The organism is Cryobacterium lactosi, from assembly GCF_004403945.1.
GTDB classification, from domain to species: Bacteria; Actinomycetota; Actinomycetes; order Actinomycetales; family Microbacteriaceae; genus Cryobacterium; species Cryobacterium lactosi.
On the sequence record NZ_SOHM01000033.1, the window covers coordinates 1 to 23,973 of the forward strand.

A 23,973-nucleotide genomic window follows, 5' to 3' on the forward strand; every position below is an offset into this window, starting at 1 on the left:
CCTCCGTCACCGCGGGTCCGCCGGCGCCACGGCCGGCGGCAGGTCAGCGCGCGGCGGCGGCGGCCTGGCGCCGGGCGGCCGCGGTGATCTCGCGCCGGGTCCAGGTGATCACGTGCGCGGCGGTGAAACCGCGTCCGCAGAGACCGCAGGCCAACGGACGGGTCGGCTGCCGATACCGGTAATGCGTGTGGCCGGCGGCGCAGGTACCCACCCACGGGGCCAGATCGTCGGCGATCTCGCCGTCGTGGGTGCGCTTGCCGTCATAGCCGAGGCCGACCGCCACGTTCCGCCAGACCGGGCCGTGCCCGGCCCGGGCGCCGGCCAGGGCGTGCGCAACTTCGTGCAGCAGGATCTGGTGGATCTCGTCGTCGCCGTACCGGGCGGCGAGGTAGCGCGACACGGTGATCTTCTTCGCGGTGAAGTTGCACAGCCCGGCCCGCTTCTTGGCGTTGTCGAAGTCGAAGGTCCAGGTGGCATCGAGGTGCAGGGTGATGAGCGCGTCAGCCCAGCGACGCACTCGCAACAGATCGGCCATCAGGGCCTCACCTCCACCTGGTAGAGACGGTCGTCGCCGGGGGCGGGGGTGCCTCGGCCATCCGTATTGTTGCTCACGAACCACAGTGTGCCATCGGGACCGGACACCACATCACGCAGCCGCCCGAAGCTGTTGACAAACCAGCCGTCGACCGTGCCTGTGGAGGGATCGATACGCCAGAGCCGCTCGCCGCGCAGGGCGGCCATGAACACTGTGTCGTTGACGATGGCCAGGCCGCTCGGGCTCGCCTCGCCGGTGGACCACTGGCGCACCGGGTCGGTGAAACCGGAGCCGCCGTCCGAGCCCTCGGCCAGGGGCCAGCCGTAGTTGCCGCCGGCGGTGATCAGGTTGAGTTCGTCCCAGGTGTTCTGGCCGAACTCGCTGACCCAGAGCTGCCCGGACGAATCCCAGGCGATGCCCTGCGGATTGCGGTGCCCATAGGAATAGACCAGATTTCCGAATGGGTTGTCGGCCGGAACCTCCCCGGTGGGGGTCATCCGCAGGATCTTGCCGCCCAGCGAGCCGAGGTCCTGGGCGTTGTCGGTGTCGCCCGCATCACCGGCCGTGGCATAGAGCAGGCCGTCCGGCCCGAAGCCGATACGCCCGCCGTTGTGGTTGCCGGCGGCAGGGATGCCGGAGAGCACCTGCTCCGGCGCGCCCAGGCCGATGCTGCCCGCGGTGCCGGTCAGCGGCATCCGCACGATGCGGTTGTCGGATGCGGCGGTGAAGTACGCGTAGACCCAGCCGCCGTCGGCTCCGCTCGGCGGCAGGTAGGCCAGCCCGAGCAGCCCGCCCTCACCGTTCGGATCGACATCGGCGACGGTCGCGGCGTCGCGCAGGCTGCCGTCCGGGAGCAACTCGCGCACGAGGGCCGTGTCGCGTTCGCTGATCAGGGTGGCGCCGCCGGGCAACCGCAGGATGGACCACGGAGCGTCGAGCCCTTCCGCGATCACCACGGGCTCACCGGACGGGCGCACCGGTACGGCATCCGTCGCCGGTGCGCTGGCCTCGGGGGTGGGCTGCGCCGGCGTGGTGGTGCTGGCGCTGGGCACCGGAGCGCTCGCCGTGCAGGCGCACAACAGCGTCACCATGCCCGCGGCGACCACGCCGCCCCAAACCCGTCTGTGATGCATATCTCCTGCAGAATGCCACGAAAGTCTTGGAATTTCTCAGATTCGAGCCGGTGATCGGGCGCTCGGCCGGATGCCGTTATGCGGGTCAGGCGCCGCTGTGCCGGTGGCGCGCCACCCGCGTACCGGCGCGTGCCCCGCGCAGCTCAGCGCAGGGCGCGGCGCTCGCCGATGAACGACTCCACCACGGCCACCGCGATGAGGGCGCTCTCCAGCTCGTCCGGCGAGGCGCCGGACTTGTCCCGCAGGAACACAGCCGCAGTGAAATCGGCCAGGGCGCCGTCGAGGTCGTCCTGGTCGAAGTGCACCTTGCCACGGGTCTCCCGGGCGAACGCGGCGGTGAGGTTCCACTCGTGCGTCTCCGATTCGAGCACGCACTGGGTCAGCTCAGACGCGGCCTCCTCGAGCTTGCCCTGAAACTGCATCACCTGGGCGCGACGGATGCGGCACAGCACGAAATCCTGCCGGTCACCGGTGAACCGGGCCTGGCGCAACGCCTGATTGGCGATCTCGAGGGCTTCGTCCAGGCGGTCGAGCAGGCGCAGCAGCGTGACCTTCTCATTCAGCGCCGAGAGGCTGCGGAGTTGGCCGAGGTCGTCGAGACGTTCTGCGGCGGCGGGAAGGTCGACTTTTTCCCGGAGGGTGACGGCGTCGTAGCCAGTGATGATGGTCAGGATGATGTCCTTGACAGGGCGGCCGAGGGGTGCCGCGGGGGAGGTCGGGTTCCCCTCCAGCGTAACCCCGGCGGCGAGGGGCTGACGCCCTATCGGGGGTATGTCTCGAGCTTTCCGGCCCCCGAGCGGCGAGTTCTCCTCTCACACACCGGTTAGGCGGCGAAGACGCCGTCTCGAGAAGATCCTGAGGATTTCTCAGCACGGGCGTATGGTGTGCCAGCAGACGGGCATCGTCGTCAACGCTGACGCCGTTTCTCCAACCGCCGACATGTCCCGAGTGTTAGGAACCCACGAAAGGCCTCCCCCATGCAGATACTGTCTCGCGAGAGTCGCACCCTGCGAGCGTTGGTCCTCACGATGACCGCCGCCCTCACCATCACCCTCGTCAATGTCGGTGATCTGCCACACGCTACCGCCGCACCACAAACACCGAACCTGCCGACCCTGAACATCACCCTCAGCGACCCAGACGCCTTGCACAATACCTTGAGCTACGTGCACTCGTCCAAGGACAACAAGGTCGCGACCACGATGACCATCGAAGACCCTGCCGGGGTGAGCAACATCGCCGTGCCCGTTGTCGGCGAGATCAAGGGCCGGGGCAACTACACCTGGAACCTTCCCAAGAAGCCGTACCAGATCAAGTTCAAGGACAACACCGCTGTTCTGGGCATGGCTCCCTCCAAGACCTGGATCCTTCTGGCCAACGCCGCCGACGCATCCCTCATGCGCAACAGAGCGGCCTTCGACCTGGCCAATTCAATCGGGCTGGCCTACTCGCCGGAGTCCAGGTGGGTCGACCTCCGTGTCAACGGCACCTACCTCGGCAACTATCTGATCAGCGAGAAGACCGAGGTCAAGGCCAACCGCGTTGACCTCACCGACCCGACGGGAGTGCTGGTCGAGCTGGATAACAACTACGGCCTGGCCGAACCCCACAACTTCCGGACCACAACCAGCAAGACACTGTTCGTCCTGAAGGACTCGAAGTCCGGTGTTCCGGATGCCGGCGAGGGGCCGCTGCCCGCCGCGACCCAAGCCGGTTGGAACGACATCCAGAGCACCCTGAACAAGGTGGACGCGATACTGGCAGCGCCGCAGGTGGACTGGGTTGCGCTGAGCGCCCTGATCGACGTCGACTCGTTCGTCAAGTTCTACTACGTGTTCGAACAGACGGCCAACCCTGAGATCACCCAGTCAAGCGTCTACTTCTACAAGAACGGACCGGCCAGCAAACTGTTCGCCGGGCCGGTGTGGGACTTCGACAGCGCGTTGGGCAACTACGACCGCGCTCCGTCCCTCGGCTCGGATGCGCAGGCTGACTATGCGAAGAACGCGCAGATTCTGCGCCAACAGGGCAACGGATTCTACTTCGACCTGTTCCGTTCCAAGGAGTTCGTGCAGCGCGCCAACGAGTTGTGGCAAGCGGGCATCTCCCAGGAGGTCGGTCTGATGCCGGCCAAGATCACCCGCTGGGAGAGCGAGATCACGGCCTCCGCCGCTGCGAACTTCGCCGTGTGGCCCATCCTGGGCAAGCCCACGCTGCTGATCGCCGGCCTCGGCAAGAACTACAGCGACACCTACGCCGGCGAGGTCGGCTACCTGCGCGACTGGCTCACCACGCGGGCCACGATGCTGCTCAAGGAGCAGGGCGCCACGCCGATGCTCCGATACAAGGGCCACCTGCAGAACGTGGGCTGGCAGCGCAAAGTGAACACCGGCCAGGTGGCGGGCACGCTCGGCCAGGCCAGGCAGATGGAAGCGTTCATCCTCGAGACACCGGGATCCTCTGCGGTCGCGAACATCGAGGCCAACGCCCACGTTCAGAACATCGGCTGGATGGGCTGGACCAATACCTCCAACATCGGCACGACCGGCCGTGCCCTGCAGATGGAGGCCATCCAGTTCCGCCTGACCGGAGAGCTGGCTTCCCAATACGACGTCTCGTACCGCACCCACGTGCAGGACATCGGTTGGCAGCCGTGGGTGAGCAACGGTGCGACAGCGGGAACGACGGGGCAGTCCAAGCAAATCGAGGCCATCCAGGTGCGCCTGCTGGCCAAGGCGGTGCCGGCGCTTCCGTCATTGCCGTAGGCAGCGTCGACGTGCTGAACTGAATCAGCGGACTGTCAGAAGTGAGGATGTGGATGACAAGAACAGTGCACGGCCGCCGGGCCCGCCGGACAGGCGCGGCCGTGGCCGCCTTCGCTGCTGCGGTTCTTGTTCTGGCCGGGTGCGTTCCCCTGCCCCCGGCGAACTCCGACTCGAGACCCTCCGCAAGCGCAGAGCCGACTCCGCCGCCGCCGACCCGGTTGGCGCTGATCTCCGACTTCGGCACGTGCGACGCCGGCGAACAATGGGCCGCTGATCAGGCCGACGCCTGGGCTGTGGACGCCATCGTGACGGCCGGAGACAACAGCCAGAACGTAGCGGGCTGTATTCCGTATGCCGAATCGGTGTGGGGCTACTTCGATCGCGGCCGGGACGGGCAGGGTACGCCCCCGCTGTGGCCCACGCTCGGCAACCACGACTACACCGACGCGGGTGCCGGGCTCGACGCCTACCGCGCCGCCTTCCCCTATCTCAGCACGGCCGCCGACGCGCAGCAGCGCTGGTACACGCAGGATGTCGGGGACGTCACGCTGTTCGTGCTGGACAGCGAGACCACTCCGGAGGAACTGGAGATCCAACGGGGCTGGCTGAAGGAAACCCTCGCCGACCAGCGTGCCGCCCGGCCGGATGCCTGGAACGTGGTGCTGTTCCACCGCCCCGCGTACACCTCCGGTGTGCACGAGGACAACCGGGAGATGCGGCCCACCGCCGGCTGGGACTACGCCGGGTGGGGGGCGGATATCGTCATCGCGGGCCATCAGCACATCTACGAGGACGTCGTCGTCGATGGCCTGCATTACCTCACGGCCGGCCTCGGCGGCACGGCCAACTACCGTGAGTGTCCCCTCGAGCTGCGCGAGGGGAGCCGGCTCTGTCTGGACGGCACCGGAGCGAGCGTGATCGAGGCGACCGCCGATCAGTTCGTGCTGCAGTACTACCGGCCCGACGCGGAGGGCAAGAGCACGCTCGAAGACACCATCCGGCTCAGCCGCTAGAGCGAGGGTCGCCCGGCCATCCAGCATCCGACGAGCGGACGGCCCGGCTGCGGGCTCTAGTTGCCGATCTGGAACACCGTGCGGCCGGGCAGCGGCGACGGCGTGGCCGTGGCATCCGTGGACACCGACGCGGCCGCCATGAACTGGGCCAGCTCGGCGCCCTCGACCACCTTCGCCGGATGCGGGCCCCCGGCCAGCAGTCGCGGCACCCAGTGCAGGTCGAGCGGGGTGTGTGCGGCGACGAAGACGATGTTGCCGAACCGGCGCCCCTTGAGCACCTGCGTCTCGGCCAGGCCGATCACATGCCCGAAGACCGCCGACAGGGTGGCCGCCTGGCCGCGGGCGAATGCGAGGCCCGGCCCATCCGCCACGTTCACCGCGAGCACGCCCCGGGCCGAGAGCAGGGGAGCGGCGAGCTCGTAGAACTCGCGGCTGGTCACGTGCGCGGGGGTGCGGGCGCCGGAGAAGATGTCGACGACCAGCAGGTCCACCGAGCCGTGCAGTCCGGCGGGCAGCTTGCCGAGCACCTCGCGGGCATCACCGTGCCGCACGCGCAGGTTGGCGCGCTTGTCCCAGGGCAGTTCGGCGCGCACGAAGTCGATCAGGTCGCTCTCGATCTCCACCACCTGCTGCCTCGAGCCGGGCCGGGTGGCCTCCACATAGCGGGGCAGGGTGAGGGCGCCGGCGCCCAGGTGCACGGCCGTGATGGCCTCGCCCGGGTCGCCGATGAGGTCGATGACGTGCCCGATGCGCTGGATGTACTCGAAGAACAGCTCGTCGGGGTTGTCGATGTTCACGTGCGACTGCGGGGTGCCGTCGACCACCAGCTGGTAGCTGCCCGGCGTGAACCGGTCGGGCTCGATCACGGCCTGGTGCCCGCTCAGTTTCAGCGTGATCGTCGGATGTTCGTGCTCGCCCCTGCTCATGCCCCCAGTCTGACAGCCCCGCCGCCGCATCCGCCCCGAAGCTCAGGCCACAACCAGCCCCAACTGACTTCTCGCCGCCAGCGCGCCGCGCCGACGCGCACGGGGTGGCAGCGGCATCCGCCGGGATGGGGCACAATGGAGCAACTCAACACCCCGCCCTGCCGCTCCAGCCGGCCGCGCGAAACCGGGTTATACCTGAGAATTTGGCGAAGGTCAACATTCCGGTAGACACGAGCGCGTCAACGGCATATAGTTGACCTTTGCGCTCCCAGATTTAACTCTGCCTTCATATTGCGGTCGGCTTTGCGTGCTCAAGCCACCTTGCAGCACATTTCTGAGCCGGATGTCCTCACATGAAGGATGGACATCCCCGCCCAGGATCTGCGGAGTCCATACCAAATTACTAACAGTGATTAGACCTGACGGGGTCCACGGAGGTTACTTCCTTGGCTGCTGCGCGCAACGCAACCACCAATTCACCCAAGAACGGACGAGCCGCTGGCCGTCTTTCGTTCGCAAAGATTTCTGACAACCTCACGGTTCCCGATCTGCTGGCTTTGCAGACCGAGAGCTTTGACTGGCTTGTCGGAAACGACATCTGGAAAGCCCGCCTCGCCGAGGCGCAGGCCGCAGGTCGCCACGACCTGAACGCCCGCACCGGCCTCGACGAGATCTTCGAGGAGATCTCTCCGATCGAGGACCTCAGCGAAACGATGCAGCTGTCCTTCACCAACCCGGAGCTCGAGCCGGAGAAGTACACCATCGACGAGTGCAAGGAAAAGGGCAAGACCTACTCCGCACCGCTGTATGTCAACGCTGAGTTCATGAACCACCTCACCGGTGAGATCAAGACCCAGACCGTGTTCATGGGCGACTTCCCGCTGATGACCCCCAAGGGCACCTTCGTGATCAACGGCACCGAGCGTGTCGTCGTGTCGCAGCTGGTGCGCTCCCCGGGTGTGTACTTCAACCGCGAGCAGGAGAAGACCTCCGACAAGGACATCTACTCCGCCCGCGTCATCCCGAGCCGTGGTGCCTGGCTCGAATTCGAGATCGACAAGCGCGACCAGGTCGGCGTTCGCATCGACCGCAAGCGCAAGCAGTCGGTCACGGTGTTCCTCAAGGCCCTCGGACTCACCTCCGAAGAGATCCTCGAGGAGTTCAAGGGCTTCGCGTCCATCGAGCTCACCCTCGAGAAGGACAACATCCTCACCAAGGAAGAAGCCCTCAAGGACATCTACCGCAAGCTGCGCCCGGGCGAGCAGGTTGCCGCCGAGGCCGCGCGTGCGCTGCTGGACAACTTCTTCTTCAACTCCAAGCGCTACGACCTGGCCAAGGTTGGTCGTTACAAGATCAACCGCAAGCTGGGCCTCGAGGCGCCGCTCACCGACTCCGTTCTCACGCTCCAGGACATTCTGGCCACGATCAAGTACCTGGTTGCGCTGCACGACAACCAGACCACGATCCGCGGCAGCCGTGAAGGTGTCGAGACCGACATCCGCATCGACATCGACGACATCGACCACTTCGGTAACCGTCGTATCCGCGCCGTCGGCGAACTCATCCAGAACCAGGTGCGCACCGGCCTGTCCCGCATGGAGCGCGTCGTTCGCGAGCGCATGACCACGCAGGACATCGAAGCGATCACCCCGCAGACCCTGATCAACGTGCGCCCCGTCGTCGCCGCGATCAAGGAGTTCTTCGGTACGTCGCAGCTGTCGCAGTTCATGGACCAGAACAACCCGCTCGCCGGACTGACGCACAAGCGTCGCCTGTCCGCGCTGGGCCCGGGTGGTCTGTCCCGTGACCGCGCCGGCGTCGAGGTGCGAGACGTTCACCCGTCCCACTACGGCCGCATGTGCCCGATTGAAACCCCGGAAGGCCCGAACATCGGCCTGATCGGTTCGCTCGCCTCGTTCGCGCGGATCAACGCCTTCGGTTTCATCGAGACCCCGTACCGTCGTGTCATCGACGGTGTCGTCTCCACGACGATCGACTACCTCACCGCAAGTGAGGAAGACGAGTACATCGTCGCGCAGGCCAACGCCCCGCTGACCAAGGCAGCCCGCTTCGCTGAGGGCCGCGTTCTGGCCCGTAAGAAGGGTGGAGAGGTTGACCTCTTCCCCGCAGAAGACATCGGCTACATGGATGTCTCGCCGCGCCAGATGGTGTCCGTCGCGACCTCGCTCATCCCCTTCCTCGAGCACGACGACGCTAACCGCGCACTTATGGGTGCCAACATGCAGCGTCAGGCTGTGCCGCTGCTGCTCAGCGACAGCCCGCTGGTCGGAACCGGTATGGAGGGCTTCGCGGCCATCGACGCCGGTGATGTGCTCACCGCACAGAAGTCCGGTGTGGTCATGGAGGTGTCGGCTGACGTCGTCACCATCCAGCTCGACGAGGGTGGAACGCAGGACTACTACCTGCGCAAGTTCAGCCGCTCCAACCAGGGCACCAGCTACAACCACCGCGTCATCGTCAACGCCGGCGACCGTATCGAGGCCGGCGAGGTCATCGCCGATGGTCCCGCTACCGACCAGGGTGAGCTCGCTCTCGGAAAGAACCTCCTCGTGGCATTCATGTCATGGGAGGGTCACAACTTCGAGGACGCCATCATCCTGAGCCAGAACCTGGTGAAGGACGACGTTCTCTCCTCGATTCACATCGAAGAGTACGAAGTTGACGCGCGCGACACCAAGCTGGGTAAGGAAGAGATCACTCGCGACCTGCCCAACGTCTCCCCGGATCTGCTTGCAGACCTGGACGAGCGTGGCATCATCCGCATCGGAGCCGAGGTTCGCCCCGGCGACATCCTCGTGGGCAAGGTCACGCCGAAGGGCGAGACCGAGCTTTCCGCCGAGGAGCGCCTGCTGCGCGCGATCTTCAACGAGAAGAGCCGCGAAGTTCGCGACACCTCGCTGAAGGTTCCCCACGGTGAGCGTGGCACCATCATCGGTGTCAAGGTCTTCGACTCGCAGGATGGCGACGACGAGCTCGGCTCGGGCGTCAACCAGCGTGTTGTGGTCTTCATCGCCCAGAAGCGCAAGATCACCGAGGGTGACAAGCTCGCCGGTCGTCACGGCAACAAGGGTGTCATCTCCAAGATCCTGCCGGTCGAGGACATGCCGTTCCTCGCCGACGGAACCCCGGTTGACATCATCCTGAACCCGCTGGGCATCCCCGGCCGAATGAACTTCGGTCAGGTCCTGGAGACCCACCTCGGCTGGATCGCCAAGCAGGGCTGGCAGGTTGAGGGCAAGCCCAAGTGGGCCGGCCGTCTTCCCGAAGCCGCGCACAGTGCAGCCCCGAACACCAAGGTCGCGACCCCGGTGTTCGACGGCGCGCTCGAGGAGGAAATCGCCGGTCTTCTCGACTCGACGACTCTGACTCGCGACGGCGACCGCCTGATCGACTCGACCGGAAAGACGCAGCTGTTCGATGGCCGCTCCGGCGAGCCGTACCCGATGCCCATCGCGGTCGGATACATGTACATCCTGAAGCTGCACCACCTTGTCGACGACAAGATTCACGCACGCTCGACGGGTCCGTACTCCATGATCACGCAGCAGCCGCTGGGTGGTAAGGCGCAGTTCGGTGGACAGCGTTTCGGTGAGATGGAGGTGTGGGCGCTCGAAGCATATGGAGCCGCTTACGCCCTGCAGGAACTCCTGACCATCAAGTCGGACGACATCCTCGGCCGCGTCAAGGTGTACGAAGCCATCGTCAAGGGCGAGAACATTCAGGAACCCGGTATCCCCGAGAGCTTCAAGGTTCTGATCAAGGAAATGCAGTCGCTGTGCCTGAACGTCGAGGTGCTCTCGGCCGATGGAACCGCAGTCAGCCTGCGCGACACGGATGACGAGGTCTTCCGCGCAGCGGAGGAGCTGGGCATCAACATTTCCACCCGGTTTGAGTCGTCGTCAATCGACGACATCTAAACCAGGCCACTGACGAATACTCGAAAACTTTCCAAGGAGAGAAATTGCTCGACGTAACAACATTTGACGAGCTTCGCATTGGCCTGGCCACCGCTGACGACATCCGTCGTTGGTCGCACGGTGAGGTCAAGAAGCCCGAAACCATCAACTACCGCACGCTGAAGCCCGAAAAGGATGGCCTCTTCGGAGAGCAGATCTTCGGACCGTCCCGCGACTGGGAGTGCTCGTGCGGCAAGTACAAGCGAGTGCGCTTCAAAGGCATCGTCTGTGAGCGCTGTGGCGTAGAGGTCACGAAGTCGTCTGTGCGCCGTGAGCGCATGGGCCACATCGAGCTCGCCGCCCCCGTCACGCACATCTGGTACTTCAAGGGTGTGCCCTCGCGTCTCGGTTACCTGCTGGACATGGCTCCGAAGGACCTCGAAAAGGTCATCTACTTCGCTGCCTACATGGTCATCGAGGTCGACGAAGACGGTCGCCACCAGGACATGCCTGGGCTGGAGAACGAACTGCGCCTCGAGATCAAGACCCTCGAAGGTTCACGCGACTCCCGCATCGCCGACCGCCTGCAGCGCCTCGAAACCGACCTCGCAGCACTGGAGGCCGAGGGCGCCAAGAGCGACCAGAAGAAGCGCACCAAGGACGCCGCCGAGAAGGAGATGTCCCAGGTCCGCAAGTCGGCCGACGAGCAGATCGCTCACCTCGAGCGTGTGTGGGAAGACTTCCGCACCCTCAAGGTCGGCGACCTGAAGCCGGAAGACTCCGTCTTCCACGAGCTCCAGGACCGCTTCGGCATGTACTTCGAGGCCTACATGGGCGCCGAGGCCATCAAGAAGCGCCTCGAGGCGTTCGACCTGGTCACCGAGAGCGAAAACCTGCACCTGCAGATCGCCGAGGGCAAGGGTCAGAAGAAGATCCGCGCCATCAAGCGTCTGCGCGTCGTCAACGCCTTCATCATGACCGGCAACTCGCCGGCCGCGATGGTGCTCGACGTCGTGCCGGTCATCCCGCCGGAACTGCGCCCGATGGTGCAGCTCGACGGTGGCCGTTTCGCGACCAGCGACCTCAACGACCTCTACCGTCGTGTGATCAACCGCAACAACCGTCTGCGTCGTCTGCTTGACCTCGGTGCCCCCGAGATCATCGTGAACAACGAGAAGCGGATGCTGCAGGAGGCCGTTGACGCACTGTTCGACAACGGTCGTCGTGGTCGCCCGGTCACGGGTACTGGTAACCGCGCCCTCAAGTCCCTGAGCGACATGCTCAAGGGTAAGCAGGGTCGATTCCGTCAGAACCTGCTCGGTAAGCGTGTTGACTACTCTGGCCGTTCGGTCATCATCGTCGGCCCGCAGCTGAAGCTGCACCAGTGTGGTCTGCCCAAGCAGATGGCTCTGGAGCTCTTCAAGCCGTTCGTGATCAAGCGCCTGATCGACCTGAGCCACGCTCAGAACATCAAGGCCGCCAAGCGCATGGTGGAGCGTTCACGCCCGCAGGTTTGGGACGTGCTCGAGGAGATCATCCGTGAGCGCCCGGTTCTGCTGAACCGTGCACCCACGCTGCACCGCCTCGGTATCCAGGCCTTCGAACCTCAGCTCGTGGAGGGTAAGGCCATCCAGCTGCACCCCCTCGTCTGTGCGGCGTTCAACGCTGACTTCGACGGTGACCAGATGGCTGTGCACCTGCCGCTGTCGATGGAGGCCCAGGCCGAAGCGCGCATCCTGATGCTCGCGTCGAACAACATCCTGAAGCCGTCCGACGGTCGTCCGGTGACCCTGCCCACACAGGACATGATCATTGGTCTGCACCACCTGACCACGCTCAAGGAAGGCGTCACCGGCGAGGGCCGCGCGTTCACCTCTGTCTCGGAGGCCATCCTGGCCCACGACCAGAAGTCGCTCGACCTCAACGCCAAGGTGCGCATCCGCATCACCGACCTGTACTTCACCGAGGGCACTCAGCCCGACGGTGTCGAGCTGGTCGATGGTCAGGCTGTCGGAACCGTCCTGGTGAACACCACGCTGGGCCGCGCCATCTTCAACGAGGCGCTGCCGGCTGACTACCCGTACTTCGAGAAGGTTGCCGACAAGGGCACCCTCTCGGCCATCGTGAACGACCTGGCAGAGCGGTACCCGAAGGTGGAAGTAGCGGCAACGCTCGACCGCATCAAGGACGCCGGCTTCTACTGGGCCACCCGTTCCGGTGTGACCGTCGCGCTCAGCGACATCCTGACGCCTCCGAACAAGAAGGAGATCGTCGGTACGTACGAGAAGATGGCCGCGAAGGTTCAGACGCAGTTCGAGAAGGGTCTCACGACCGACCTCGAGCGTCGTCAGGAGCTCATCCAGATCTGGACCAAGGCGACCGAAGACGTCGCCGCGGCCATGCAGGCGAACTTCCCGGCTGACAACACGATCAACCGGATGGTCACCTCTGGTGCTCGTGGTAACTGGCTGCAGGTGCGAAACATCGCCGGTATGCGTGGTCTGGTTAACAACCCGAAGGGTGAGATCATCCCTCGCCCGATTATCTCGAGCTACCGCGAAGGCCTGTCCGTCGCCGAGTACTTCATTGCTACTCACGGTGCTCGTAAGGGTCTGGCCGACACCGCTCTGCGTACCGCAGACTCCGGGTACCTCACGCGTCGTCTCGTTGACGTCTCGCAGGATGTCATCATCCGCGAAGACGACTGCGGCACGACCAAGGGTCTCGACCTGCCGATCGCCACGAAGGATGCCGCGGGGAACCTCTCGCGTCACCCCAACGTGGAGAACGCGGTTTACGCTCGCAGCCTGGCCGCCCCCGCGGTCAACGCCAAGGGCGAGGTCGTTGCTGACGCCGGAGACGACGTCGGTGACGTGATGATCGAGAAGCTGGTTCTGGCCGGCGTCGAGAACATCAAGGTGCGCTCGGTGCTGACTTGCGAGTCTGCTGTCGGTGTGTGTGCGGTCTGCTACGGCCGTTCGCTCGCTACCGGCCTGCTCGTGGACATCGGAGAGGCCGTCGGCATCATCGCCGCACAGTCGATCGGTGAGCCCGGCACGCAGCTGACCATGCGTACCTTCCACACCGGTGGTTCCGCATCCGCAGACGACATCACCCAGGGTCTGCCCCGGGTGCAGGAGCTCTTCGAGGCGCGTACCCCCAAGGGTGCATCGCCGATCGTCGACGTTGCCGGCCGCATCACCATCGAGGACACGGATCGTAGCCGCAAGGTGATCCTGACCCCCGACAACGGTGACGAAGCCATCGCCTACCCGGTTCTCAAGCGTGCGACCCTCCTCGTTGAGGATGGCCAGCACGTGGAGCTCGGCACGCAGATCATCATCGGCGCCGTCGACCCGAAGGAAGTTCTTCGAGTCAAGGGTGTCCGCGCGGTGCAGAAGCACCTCGTCGGTGGCGTGCAGGATGTCTACCGTTCGCAGGGCGTGCCGATTCACGACAAGCACATCGAGGTCATCGTTCGTCAGATGCTTCGCAAGGTGACTGTTGTGGAGCACGGCGACACCGGCCTGCTGCCGGGCGAGCTCGTTGACCGGTTGAAGTACAACGAACTCAACCGCACCGCGCTCACCGAGGGCAAGAAGACGGCTTCGGCTCGTCAGGAAGTCATGGGTATCACCAAGGCTTCGCTGGCAACCGAGTCGTGGCTGTCGGCCGCTTCCTTCCAGGAGACCACCCGGGTTCTGACCCAGGCGGCCATGGAAGGCAAGAGCGACCCGCTGATGGGCCTCAAGGAGAACGTGATCATCGGTAAGTTGATCCCGGCCGGCACCGGTCTTCCCCGCTACCGCGACGTCAACGTCGAGGCAACGGATGAAGCCAAGGCTGAGCGTTACCCGAACCGCATCTTCACCGATGATGCAGCGTTCACCGAGGGTGACCTGAGCTTCGTCGACTTCGACAGCTTCTCGTCGGACGACTTCACCCCCGGTACGTACAACTAACCGAGGTTGATTCCCGGATGGCCCCCTGCTTCGGCAGGGGGCCATTCCCCGTTAAGGCCCCACGTTGATCGAGCTTGTCGAGATCCCGCACGCCGGGCAAAAAAGGAAAAAGTGACCTTAGAAGGACGGAATTGAACATTCGATCCTAGTTTCCGGCTTTCTTCCCCATAACCTGCCGTCGCTGGATGCCCCGTGAGCTGATCGCAGATTGCACGCATGTTCACCGGTTTCGACAGTCCCACCCGGTGATTGGCGCCATCCTGCGGATACGCTGAGCCCCATGAAGACCAGCTTCATCTCCAGGACACGCGGTGGATCGTGAATCGTGAAGACTCCCTCCGGCAGATGTACGCCGGCGGACGCCCCAACCGGTGGGCGCGGTTCCTGAACCGCGTCAGCGCGCGGCTGTTCTCACTCGGTATCGTCGGCCATGGCGCTGTGAGCCTGGAAACCGTCAATCCGAAGTCGCGCACCCTGCTCACCCTGCCGCTTGTGGTCGCCCGCTACGAAGGCGGCGAGTACGTGGTCTCGATGCTGGGCCAGGGCTCACGATGGGTGCGTAACGTTCGGGCTGCGAATGGGAGCGCCGTCATTCGCGCGGGACGCAGGCGACAGGTGCTGCTCGACGAGGTTCCCGTGGCTGCTCGCCCGCCGATTCTCAAGGCCTTTCTCGCGCAGGCACCGGGAGCCCGACCGCACATTCCGGTCGATCGGTCCCAGCCGGTGGCGGCGTTCGAGACCATCGCAGCGGACTTCCCCGTGTTCAAGGTGCGGGATGTCGGGGGCAGGGGCCGGCCATGACTGCGGACCTTGCGCCAGACGACGTCGACCAGCACCGGGCGAACGCCGCGGCCAGAACCTGGTTGGGTCTGTCGATCGCCGCGGCCGCCCTGGCCTTCGTCGGCAGCATCGTCGGGCTGTCGGTTGACGGGATCTACGACAACCTGACATCGGCGTTCCTGTACCAGGCGCTGGCACAAGACATCATCAATGCGGTCGTGGTCGCTCCGACGATCGTGCTCTGCGCCATTCTGGCTTTGCGCCGGTCGTATCGCGCGGGCCTGCTGTGCCTGGGGGCGGTGGCGTTCACCGTCTACAGCTACGTGATCTACACCTTCTCGATACCGTTCGGTCCGATCTTCCTGTTGTGGGTCGGGGTGCTCGGCCTCAGCCTCTTCGCCTTGATCGGCGGGTTGGCATCCATCAACCGGCAGAGTTCGACAGGGCGCTTCACGCACAGTCGTGCCGCTGTGGTGGCGGCGTGGACTCTCTTGGTGGTGGCCGGACTGTTCGGCCTGCTCTGGCTCTCCGAGGACCTGCCCGCCCTGCTCAATGGCGTGAGGCCACAAAGCGTCGTAGACCTGGCTCTGCCCACAAACCCCGTCCACATTCTTGACTATGCGTTTTTTCTCCCAGCAGCCGTGTTGACCAGTGTGGGGCTCCTTCGCCGGCGGGCGTTCGCCTACCCGATCGCGGCGGCCTTCCTCGTTTTCCTGCTCCTGACCTGCATGCCTATTCTGATAACGCCTTTCGTGCAGCTGACCCTGCACGAACCAGCGTCGTGGGGCGTCATGATTCCGATCGGTATCGTCGCGGCGATCCTCGTCGGTGTGTTGAGTTGGTTCCTCGCGACCCTTCACTTCGAGCGCCCGTGAAGCACCGTACCCGACGCATTCTGCTCATCACGATCGGAGCGGTGGCCGGCGTGCTCGGGCTGGGTCTCGGGGCGATCCTGACCGTCGGTGGGATCTTCGTTCCCGCGACCTACCTCCAACCGTGGACCGCGACGTATTACCAGCAGTCGACCGACGCCCGGATGCAGGTGGTCGCGCATGCAATCTTGGCTCCGAGCGGACACAACATGCAGCCGTGGAACGTTGTGCTCGATGAGGCCGATGCAAGCGTTCTCGACCTGTATGCCGACCCGAGCCGACTCACCCCGGCTGTCGATCCGGATGCACGGCAGACCATGGTTTCGCAGGGAGCCTTTCTCGCCTACCTCCGGATCGCTGCGGAGGAGCTTGGGTACTCGGCCTCATTCGAGTTGTTCCCGGACGGCAGCTATGACGAGACCAACCTGGAGAAGTCGATGAGCCAGCAGCCGGTGGCTCGGGTGACCCTGGCAAAGGACTCATCCGTGGCGACCGATGACTACTCGTCCCTGTTCCTCTCTGACACCAATCGGGCCCCGTACACGGCAGCGCCCCTGACCGTGGCGCAGACGGACGCGTTGACGGCCCTCGCCGAGGGCTCTGCGGCAAGTCTCTCCATACTCAGCGACCAACAGGACATGATCGCCCTCGGAGCATTCGCCGTCGAGGGAACCCTCATCGAGACTCAGTACCGCGCTGCCACCGCGGAGAGCGCTGCGGTGTTCCACGGCACGGAGCAAGCCAAGAACGAGGCGCGTTCGGGATTCGCCGTTGAGGGCCAGGGAACTACGGGAGTCAAGAAGTACTTGCTCCAAGGCCTCCTCACCGTCTTCCCTGCGCTGAACGACGATGCTGCCGGAGCCAGGAATGCGATCGCTCTTACCGAGGCCGGCGTGGACCACACGGCCGCATACGGACTCGTCAGTACGCCAAGCAACACCAGGTCGGAGCAGGTCGAGGCCGGGATCCTGTACGCGCGGATCAGCCTCCACGCCCGCACCCTCGGCCTGGTCATGCAACCGTTGAGCCAGGTCCTGCAGGAATACCCGACAATGGCGGTGCCCTATGCGGCAATCCATGACGCATACGCGCCCGACGGGCAAACGATCCAAATGCTCCTCCGCATCGGAACCCCCACGACGGAGTTTCCGGTGTCCATGAGGCGCGATGTGACCTCCCTCCTGCGCACGCCCTGATTCGTGGCGTGCCGTGTCGGCGCCGTGCGGGCCGGGAGCCCAACGGATGAGGATCCCGATGCCGGGCGACTGTCCGGCAGCATGCGAGGAGCCACCGTATGACAGACAGTGCGGACTAGGTCGCGCAACTAGGAGTCATGAACACACGGTGGCTCGTGGCCATCATGCCCCCATCGGCCCCGCCCGCAAACCCCGGTGCGACCCCGAACCACGTTCACGACGGATGCCTGCCGCTGAGCCGAGCGCCGCATCCGGGCAGCTAGGCTGGGGGAAATTCTCGAAAGGGGTCCCCGATATGGGTGCTGCAACGTCGCCGACAGGTACACCGTCCCGGCGCCCGCTCTGGTTCGCCCTAGGCGCCGTCGGTGTGGTGCTTGTCGTGGCCCTGATCGTGGTGCTCGTGGTCTGGCGCGGGGGAGCGGGCACGCCCACCGGCAGCAACGACACCCTGCCGGGAACCCGCCCCACGCCGTCCGCGACGGCCGAGCCGCAGGCCGTGGCCCCCGCAGCCCCCGCCGTGGCCGCCGGGCCTCGCCCCACCGACTGCGAGGCGATCTACAGCCCCGCGATGCTGGCCACCCTGAACGAGACCGGCACCCTGAACCCCGACTGGGCCGAGAAGGACGCCGCCTCCGGGGTGCTGGTCGGCACCGAAGACGCCGAACTGAGCACCCTCATCGAGGGCGCGGAGCACCTCACCTGTGTCTGGGGCAACCCCGACGGCGGTTCCGGCAGCGGCCTCACCTCCAACGTGGTCTTCGTGTCGGCCGAGCAGCTCGAGACGGTGCACCAGCGGCTGCTGGCCCTGGGTGAGAACTGCTACGAAGAGCTCGGCGGCATCCGTTGTGTGGCCGAATCGGCCGAGAGCGGTGAAGGCGTAGCGGGGGAGTCGCACTTCTTGCGCGACGGCATCTGGCTGGCCACGCACTACGTGAACGCGGGCCCGGATGGCTACACCCACGACATGGTCGGCACGATCTGGGCTGGCGCCTAACCCGCACCTGCCTCGCCCGGTCCGGGCTATGCTGTGCGCAAAATCCTCCGGGAGGATCGCGCTCAGGGAGGCCCCATGCCCGTTCACGGAAAGTCGACGATCACACCAGGCCGCCAGCTGGTGCTGCTGATTCTCGGCGGCCTCGTGACCGTGCTCGTCATTGCGGCCGCCGTGTGGGTGGTTTCGATGCCCTGGCCCGCGAACACTCCCGAGGTCCCCGAGGCAGGTCGGCCCGTGCCCAGCTCGACGCCGGAACCGGCCCCGGTCGCCATGCCCACCGCCGTGATAGCCCCGGGCACCCCCAAACCCGAGTCGTGCGGCGAGATCTACAGCCCCGCGATGGTCAACGCATTCGGCGATCTCGTGCTCAACCCGCCGTGGACCACCGAACCCGGCGCCGACGTGAGCGACGGCTCCGACGACCCCGAGCTGCTCGCCGTCATCAACGCGACCGAGCACCTCAGCTGCCGCTGGGTGAGCCCGGTTGGGCCCTCAGGCACGGGTGTGGCCACGAACGTGGTCTGGGTCACCGAGGCGCAGACCGCCGCCGTGGAGGCCCGCCTCCGAGCGCTCGGCATGGAGTGCTACGAAGAACTCGGGGGGCTGCGCTGCATCACCGAAACCACCACCGACACCGACAACTTCGGCCAGTCGCACTTTCTGCGCGGCGGCATCTGGCTGGCCACCGTGTGGGTGAACGCGGGTCCGGATGGCTACACCCACGACATGATCGGCACCATCTGGGCCGGCGCCTGAGCGGTCCCGGTGCCCCGCCCTGCGAAACGCCATCCCGCTGGTCGAGCTTGTCGAGACCCCACAAGGCGCCCTTCGGCCCGACAGCGACGGCAAATCAGCGTGGTGGATCAGACGGTGTCACCCCGAACCCGAGATACTGCCCCATCGTCGACCGCTGCTCGGGCGGCGCCCACCCGCCCGGTCGGTTCTTCTCCATCCATTTCTGGTGGTCCCGTAATCCGCGGCTCACCGCTACGCGCACGACACCGTAAAGCAGCAGGAGGCCAACGGCGGGCACGATGACCCAGAGAATCAGTGCATACAGGCTGATCAGCGTAAACGAGTCCATGTCCAAGAGTCTCGCAGCCCGCAGCCCGCAGCCCGCAGCCCGCAGCCGCCCCGCCGTGACCCCTGTTGCGGGGCTGTCGCCAACCGAACCCGCGGCGATAGCGTGGGCTGTCACCACAGACGCCTCGGGCCCGACTGACCCTCATCAGGCGTTTTCCCGAGTTTTCGCAGTACACGCCGGTAGGGGGAGCGTCGTATGCCCACCCTGACCGAAATCCTGATCTTGCACGGCCTGCTGCCCATCGAGCACCTCGACACGCTCATGGCCGGAGACCCCGCCGATGAGACCGCCGTGCGCGCCCTGGTCGACTCCGGGGTCATCACCGAGATCCAATTTGCCAAGGCGCGTGCCGAACAGGCCGGCCTCCCGTTCGTGGAGTTGATGGAGTATCCGGTCGACCGGCTGGCCGTCTCGCTCGTGACCCCAGCGATGTCCCGGCGCCACCTGGTGTTGCCCATCACGATCGAGGCCGGTCGCCTGGTCGTGGCCATGGTCGACCCCGGCAACGTGTTCGCCATCGACGACATGCGCGAGGCAGCGCATATGCGGATCATCCCGGTTGTGGCCGAGCGGGGCGACCTGCTGGCCGCCATCGCGCGATATCACCGCGCCGACGACGAGCTCAGCAACCTCACCACAACCATGGAAGAGGAGCAGGCTCCGGTCGAAAGCACTTCTTTCGGGGTCTCGGATTCCCTCGACGACGACGCGCCCATCGTCCGGTTCGTCAACCTGCTGGTCAGTCAGGCCATCCAGGACAAGGCGTCCGACATCCACATCGAACCCGGCGAGCAGAGCCTGCGCGTGCGCTACCGCATCGACGGCGTCCTGCACGAGATGCAGCACGCCCCCAAGAGCATCCAGAACGGTGTGATCTCCAGGCTCAAGATCATGAGCGACATCGACATCGCGGAGCGACGCAAACCGCAGGACGGCCGCATGTCGGTCAGCCACGGTGGCCGTCAGATCGACCTCCGCGTGGCGACCCTGCCCACCGTCTGGGGCGAGAAGATCGTCATGCGAATCCTCGACAACTCGAGCACCACGATGAGCCTGCACGACCTCAACCTGCTCGAGTACAACTACGACGCCTACAAGAAGTCGTACACCAAGCCCTACGGCATGATCCTGGTCACGGGCCCCACCGGCTCCGGCAAGTCCACCACGTTGTACACCACGCTCCACTCCGTCGCTCGGCCCGAGATCAACGTGATCACGGTCGAAGACCCGGTCGAGTACCGCATGAAAGACATCAACCAGGTTCAGGTGAACGTCAAGGCGGGGCTCACCTTCGCCAGCGCCCTCCGTTCCATCCTGCGCAGCGACCCGGATGTGGTTCTGCTCGGTGAGATCCGCGACCACGAGACCGCACAGATCGCCATCGAGGCCTCGCTCACCGGCCACCTCGTGCTGTCGACCCTGCACACCAACGACGCGCCCAGCGCCATCACCCGCCTCACCGAGATGGGCATCGAGCCGTTCCTGGTGGGCTCCGCACTGGACTGCGTAGTGGCCCAACGGCTGGCGCGTCGGCTCTGCGACCGGTGCAAGCAGCCGGCCGAGGTGACGATCGACCAACTCAACCACCTCCGATTCGGGTACGACCCGCAGTTGCCCCTGCCGGTGCTGTACCAGCCGATCGGGTGCCAGAACTGTTCAAAGACCGGCTACCGCGGACGAATCGCCGTTCACGAAGTCATGACCGTGACCGAGGGCATCGAACGGCTCGCCGTTGAACGTGCGTCAAGCGCCGACATCGGCCGGGCGGCTCGGGCCGAAGGAATGATAACCCTCCGTGAAGACGGTTGGGAAAAGGTTCGCATGGGCCTGACATCTATCGAAGAGATTCTGCGAGTCGTCGCATAGCGTTCGCGCGTGCCGAAGGGGAACACAGCATGGAAAAGCCAATCTATGAGATTCCGGCGAGCCAGCCCGGGGACAACGTCTCCTGGTGGGACGCAATCGCTGCCGAAGCGGAAGAGGGGAGCGTTGCCCCTGCCGTGTTGGCTGACGCAGCCCAGGCCGACGAAGTCGATGAGACCATCGTTCAGATCGACGCTATAGCCCCGAAACTGACATCAGCAGTGGCGGATCAGGTGGCCACACTCCAACTCGATGTCGTGGAACCAGCGACGGTGCCGATCCTAAGCACCTACGCCCCGCCCCAGGGCGAGCGTGTCTACGCACCCGGTTCGGTTCACGTCCCCTCGGGTCGCCGCGCTGCCATCCGTGCCGAGCCGGTCGTCTCAGAGACACCAGTGCGCGCTCCGGCACCCCCGCAGATCGGCCCGGACGGCCGCCAGGCCGACCCCGACCTCATCGACGCACTCACCCTGGTGCTCGAGCTGGAGGCCTCCGACCTGCACATCACCGTCGGCGCTCCGCCGACCATGCGCATGGACGGCGCCCTGCGCCCCATCGAGGGCCTCCCGGTCTGGATGCCCGACAAGGTCAACGCCGCCCTGTACAGCATCATCTCGATCGGCGACCGAGTGCGCTTCGACGAGGAGCGCGAGCTCGACTTCGCCTACACCGCCGCCGGCGCCCGGTTCCGGGTGAACTTCTACCACCAGCGCAACTCGATCGGTGCGGCCTTCCGGCTCATCCCACGCGAGATCAAACCGCTGAAGGCCCTGGGTGTGCCTGAGTCGGTCGGTCGTTTCTCGTTGCTCCCGCGGGGACTGGTGCTCGTCACGGGCCCCACCGGCTCGGGCAAGTCCACCACCCTCGCGGCCATGGTCGACCTCGCCAACAGCACCCGGCCCGACCACATCGTCACGGTCGAGGACCCGATCGAGTTCCTGCACAGGCACAAGAAGTCGCTGGTCAACCAGCGCGAGGTGGGTCACGACACCCACAGCTTCGCCGCCGCCCTCAAGCACGTGCTGCGCCAGGACCCCGACATCATCCTGATCGGCGAGCTCCGCGACCTCGAGACCATCTCGGTGGCCCTGACCGCCGCTGAGACCGGCCACCTGGTCTTCGCCACCCTGCACACCCAGGATGCCGCGCAGACGATCGACCGCATGATCGACGTGTTCCCGCCGCACCAGCAGGGTCAGATCCGCACGCAGCTCGCCGCGACCCTGCGCGGTGTCGTCTGCCAGACCCTGGTCAAGAAGGCGAATGACAAGGGCCGTGTTGTGGCCACCGAAATCCTCGTCACCACTCCGGCCATCGCTAACCTTATTCGCGAGGGCAAGACCCACCAGATCACCTCCATGATGCAGGCCGGTGGAGCCGAGGGCATGCACACCATGGACCAGCACCTCGCCGACCTCGTCGACTCGGGCCAGATTACCCGGCAGGCGGCCATGGACAAGGCCCACGACGCAGACAGCCTGGCCCAGCTCATTAAGCGTGCTGAGACCCCCCTCGATTCGCCTTCACGCAATATGGGGAGTGGCGGCATCGACTACGGCGACAACTACTCGCAGCCCGCTCGCTGATGTCCACCGCACAGGCCTGGGCCTACGTCGGCCGCGACAACAAGGGCAAGACCGTCAAGGGCAAACTGGATGCGTCGAGTGAGGGCGCCGTCGCATCTCGCCTCGGAGCAATGGGCATCTCGCCGATCTCGATTAGGGAATCGACGGAGGGGACCGGTCTCAACCGCGAGATTTCCATCCCCGGCTTCAGCAAGGGTGTCGGTCTCAAAGACCTCGCGATCATGAGCCGCCAGATGGCGACCATGATCGGTTCGGGGTTGTCCCTCTTGCGCACCCTCAACATCCTCGCCGAGCAAACGGAGAGCAAGCCCCTCGCGAAGATCCTGACTCAGGTTCGTGACGAGGTGGAGACCGGTGTTTCGATCTCCGATGCGTTCGCCAAGCATGCGCAGTCGTTCCCCCCGATCATGATCAACATGGTGCGTGCGGGTGAGACTGGTGGCTTCTTGGACGGTGCACTCGAGTCGATAGCGGCCAACTTCGAAAAAGAGGTCAAGCTGCGAGGCACTATCAAATCAGCTATGACCTACCCGGTGATCGTGCTGATCATGTCCCTGGTTTCTGTGATGATCATGCTTATCTTCATCGTGCCCATCTTCGAGAAGATGTTCAGTGGGCTCGGGAGCGGCCTTCCCGTGCCGACCATGATTCTCGTTAATCTCTCCCACGCGATGGTCTACGTTGTCCCTGTGCTGGTCGTGGCGAGCGTCATCTTTGGTCTCTGGTGGCGCAAGAACAAGCACACCGAGCAGGTGCGAATGAGAGTGGACCCGGTGAAGCTCAGGCTTCCCGTGTTCGGAAACCTGCTGAGGAAGATCGCCGTTGCCCGATTCAGTCGGAACTTCGCCAACATGATCGGCGCCGGCGTGCCGATCCTGCAGGCCTTGAAAATCGTCGGCGAGACATCAGGTAACTGGGTCATCGAAAACGCCCTGATGAAGGTCGCGGAGTCCGTACGGCAGGGTCAGTCGATTTCCGGGCCGCTCATCTTGCATCCGGTCTTTCCGCCAATGGTCACCCAGATGATCGCGGTGGGGGAGGACGCGGGCTCCCTTGAGATCATGCTGAACAAGATTGCTGACTTTTATGACCAGGAAGTTGAGTCGTCCACTGAGCAACTCACTGCTGCGATTGAGCCGCTATTGATCGCATTCCTTGGCGTGGTGATCGGCGGAATGGTCATCGCTCTATACATGCCAATCTTCAGCATCGCTAGCGCTGTCAAGTAACCGTCGGGGTTGAATTCTGTCCCCTGGAGTGGGGTGGCGATTGCGAAGAATACCCCTCCTTCTTGGGTCGTGGCTGAAAATATCCTGCCAATATCATGAAAGTTCCAGCGGCTCGACC

The 23,973-nt window shown here is 65.0% G+C and carries 18 protein-coding genes; 13 read left to right on the top strand and 5 right to left on the bottom strand.

What is annotated here, in order from left to right; all coding sequences use genetic code 11:
- Positions 1-43: 43 nt before the first annotated feature.
- From E3T61_RS16235 to E3T61_RS22385, 3 genes are all read right to left on the bottom strand, one after another.
- Positions 44-535: a SprT-like domain-containing protein gene (locus E3T61_RS16235; protein ID WP_134641903.1), complete on the bottom strand. Its 492-nt coding sequence runs from the start codon at positions 533-535 to the stop codon at positions 44-46.
- Positions 535-1,668, bottom strand: coding sequence for a PQQ-dependent sugar dehydrogenase (locus E3T61_RS16240; protein WP_134641904.1), 1,134 nt, complete (start codon positions 1,666-1,668; stop codon positions 535-537). Before E3T61_RS16240 ends, E3T61_RS16235 begins: the two co-directional genes overlap by 1 nt.
- Positions 1,669-1,811: 143 nt before the next feature.
- Positions 1,812-2,039, bottom strand: a complete 228-nt coding sequence (locus E3T61_RS22385) for a hypothetical protein (RefSeq protein ID WP_241992630.1) — start codon at positions 2,037-2,039, stop codon at positions 1,812-1,814.
- On the opposite strand from E3T61_RS22385, the gene E3T61_RS22390 reads away from it, so the two are divergent.
- The 3 genes from E3T61_RS22390 to E3T61_RS16255 all read left to right on the top strand — a co-directional run bounded on the left by E3T61_RS22390 (position 2,019) and on the right by E3T61_RS16255 (position 5,446).
- Positions 2,019-2,495: a hypothetical protein gene (locus E3T61_RS22390; RefSeq protein WP_241992631.1), complete on the top strand. Its 477-nt coding sequence runs from the start codon at positions 2,019-2,021 to the stop codon at positions 2,493-2,495. The two genes, E3T61_RS22385 and E3T61_RS22390, sit on opposite strands and share 21 nt — an antisense overlap.
- Positions 2,496-2,645: 150 nt before the next feature.
- Entirely contained in the window at positions 2,646-4,433 is a 1,788-nt protein-coding gene (locus tag E3T61_RS16250) for a CotH kinase family protein (protein ID WP_134641906.1), read from the top strand.
- A 53-nt stretch (positions 4,434-4,486) separates the two neighbouring features.
- Positions 4,487-5,446 carry a metallophosphoesterase family protein gene (locus tag E3T61_RS16255; RefSeq protein WP_166793278.1) on the top strand — a complete coding sequence of 320 codons (960 nt, stop codon included), beginning with the start codon at positions 4,487-4,489 and terminating at the stop codon, positions 5,444-5,446.
- A 56-nt stretch (positions 5,447-5,502) separates the two neighbouring features.
- Here the strand turns inward: E3T61_RS16255 and E3T61_RS16260 are convergent, their stop codons facing one another.
- Positions 5,503-6,372 (bottom strand): spermidine synthase, encoded by an 870-nt coding sequence (locus tag E3T61_RS16260; protein ID WP_134641908.1) that lies wholly within the window; start codon positions 6,370-6,372, stop codon positions 5,503-5,505.
- A gap of 446 nt (positions 6,373-6,818) precedes the next feature.
- On the opposite strand from E3T61_RS16260, the gene rpoB reads away from it, so the two are divergent.
- From rpoB to E3T61_RS16295, 7 genes are all read left to right on the top strand, one after another.
- Complete coding sequence (gene rpoB / locus E3T61_RS16265; RefSeq protein WP_134641909.1) at positions 6,819-10,310, top strand: DNA-directed RNA polymerase subunit beta; 3,492 nt, start codon at positions 6,819-6,821, stop codon at positions 10,308-10,310.
- A 44-nt stretch (positions 10,311-10,354) separates the two neighbouring features.
- On the top strand, positions 10,355-14,251 hold the full coding sequence (locus E3T61_RS16270) for a DNA-directed RNA polymerase subunit beta' (RefSeq protein ID WP_134641910.1): 3,897 nt from the start codon (positions 10,355-10,357) through the stop codon (positions 14,249-14,251).
- A 318-nt stretch (positions 14,252-14,569) separates the two neighbouring features.
- Complete coding sequence (locus E3T61_RS16275; RefSeq protein ID WP_241992632.1) at positions 14,570-15,052, top strand: PNPOx family protein; 483 nt, start codon at positions 14,570-14,572, stop codon at positions 15,050-15,052.
- A 62-nt stretch (positions 15,053-15,114) separates the two neighbouring features.
- Positions 15,115-15,906, top strand: a complete 792-nt coding sequence (locus tag E3T61_RS16280; RefSeq protein WP_134641911.1) for a hypothetical protein — start codon at positions 15,115-15,117, stop codon at positions 15,904-15,906.
- A complete protein-coding gene (locus tag E3T61_RS16285; protein WP_134641912.1) occupies positions 15,903-17,099 on the top strand; it encodes an Acg family FMN-binding oxidoreductase in 1,197 nt (398 codons plus the stop codon). Before E3T61_RS16280 ends, E3T61_RS16285 begins: the two co-directional genes overlap by 4 nt.
- A 295-nt stretch (positions 17,100-17,394) precedes the next feature.
- The gene (locus tag E3T61_RS16290) at positions 17,395-18,093 is read left to right on the top strand and encodes a hypothetical protein (protein WP_134641913.1); all 699 of its coding nucleotides are present in this window, start codon (positions 17,395-17,397) and stop codon (positions 18,091-18,093) included.
- A 75-nt stretch (positions 18,094-18,168) separates the two neighbouring features.
- Positions 18,169-18,849, top strand: a complete 681-nt coding sequence (locus E3T61_RS16295) for a hypothetical protein (protein ID WP_134641914.1) — start codon at positions 18,169-18,171, stop codon at positions 18,847-18,849.
- A gap of 94 nt (positions 18,850-18,943) precedes the next feature.
- On the opposite strand, the gene E3T61_RS16300 is transcribed toward E3T61_RS16295, so the two are convergent.
- Positions 18,944-19,177 (bottom strand): hypothetical protein, encoded by a 234-nt coding sequence (locus E3T61_RS16300; protein WP_134641915.1) that lies wholly within the window; start codon positions 19,175-19,177, stop codon positions 18,944-18,946.
- A 195-nt stretch (positions 19,178-19,372) separates the two neighbouring features.
- Between E3T61_RS16300 and E3T61_RS16305 the strand changes: the two genes are divergently transcribed.
- Genes E3T61_RS16305 through E3T61_RS16315 form a run of 3 tightly spaced genes read left to right on the top strand, consistent with a single transcriptional unit; the run spans position 19,373 to position 23,855 of the window.
- Entirely contained in the window at positions 19,373-21,043 is a 1,671-nt protein-coding gene (locus E3T61_RS16305; protein ID WP_134641916.1) for a GspE/PulE family protein, read from the top strand.
- 29 nt (positions 21,044-21,072) lie between these two features.
- A complete protein-coding gene (locus E3T61_RS16310; RefSeq protein WP_134641917.1) occupies positions 21,073-22,626 on the top strand; it encodes a type IV pilus twitching motility protein PilT in 1,554 nt (517 codons plus the stop codon).
- Positions 22,626-23,855 carry a type II secretion system F family protein gene (locus E3T61_RS16315; protein WP_166793279.1) on the top strand — a complete coding sequence of 410 codons (1,230 nt, stop codon included), beginning with the start codon at positions 22,626-22,628 and terminating at the stop codon, positions 23,853-23,855. The genes E3T61_RS16310 and E3T61_RS16315 overlap by 1 nt, the downstream gene beginning before the upstream one ends.
- The last annotated feature ends 118 nt before the right edge of the window (positions 23,856-23,973 follow it).

Bases quoted from the DNA above. Each gene is read 5' to 3' on its own strand.
- E3T61_RS16255 (WP_166793278.1), top strand. From the start codon at position 4,487: ATGACAAGAACAGTGCACGGCCGCCGGGCCCGCCGGACAGGCGCGGCC.
- E3T61_RS16295 (WP_134641914.1), top strand. From the start codon at position 18,169: ATGCCCGTTCACGGAAAGTCGACGATCACACCAGGCCGCCAGCTGGTG.
- E3T61_RS16250 (WP_134641906.1), top strand. From the start codon at position 2,646: ATGCAGATACTGTCTCGCGAGAGTCGCACCCTGCGAGCGTTGGTCCTC.
- E3T61_RS16315 (WP_166793279.1), top strand. From the start codon at position 22,626: ATGTCCACCGCACAGGCCTGGGCCTACGTCGGCCGCGACAACAAGGGC.
- E3T61_RS16240 (WP_134641904.1), bottom strand. From the start codon at position 1,668: ATGCATCACAGACGGGTTTGGGGCGGCGTGGTCGCCGCGGGCATGGTG.
- E3T61_RS16310 (WP_134641917.1), top strand. From the start codon at position 21,073: ATGGAAAAGCCAATCTATGAGATTCCGGCGAGCCAGCCCGGGGACAAC.
- E3T61_RS16260 (WP_134641908.1), bottom strand. From the start codon at position 6,372: ATGAGCAGGGGCGAGCACGAACATCCGACGATCACGCTGAAACTGAGC.
- E3T61_RS16235 (WP_134641903.1), bottom strand. From the start codon at position 535: ATGGCCGATCTGTTGCGAGTGCGTCGCTGGGCTGACGCGCTCATCACC.
- E3T61_RS16290 (WP_134641913.1), top strand. From the start codon at position 17,395: ATGGGTGCTGCAACGTCGCCGACAGGTACACCGTCCCGGCGCCCGCTC.
- E3T61_RS16300 (WP_134641915.1), bottom strand. From the start codon at position 19,177: ATGGACTCGTTTACGCTGATCAGCCTGTATGCACTGATTCTCTGGGTC.
- E3T61_RS16305 (WP_134641916.1), top strand. From the start codon at position 19,373: ATGCCCACCCTGACCGAAATCCTGATCTTGCACGGCCTGCTGCCCATC.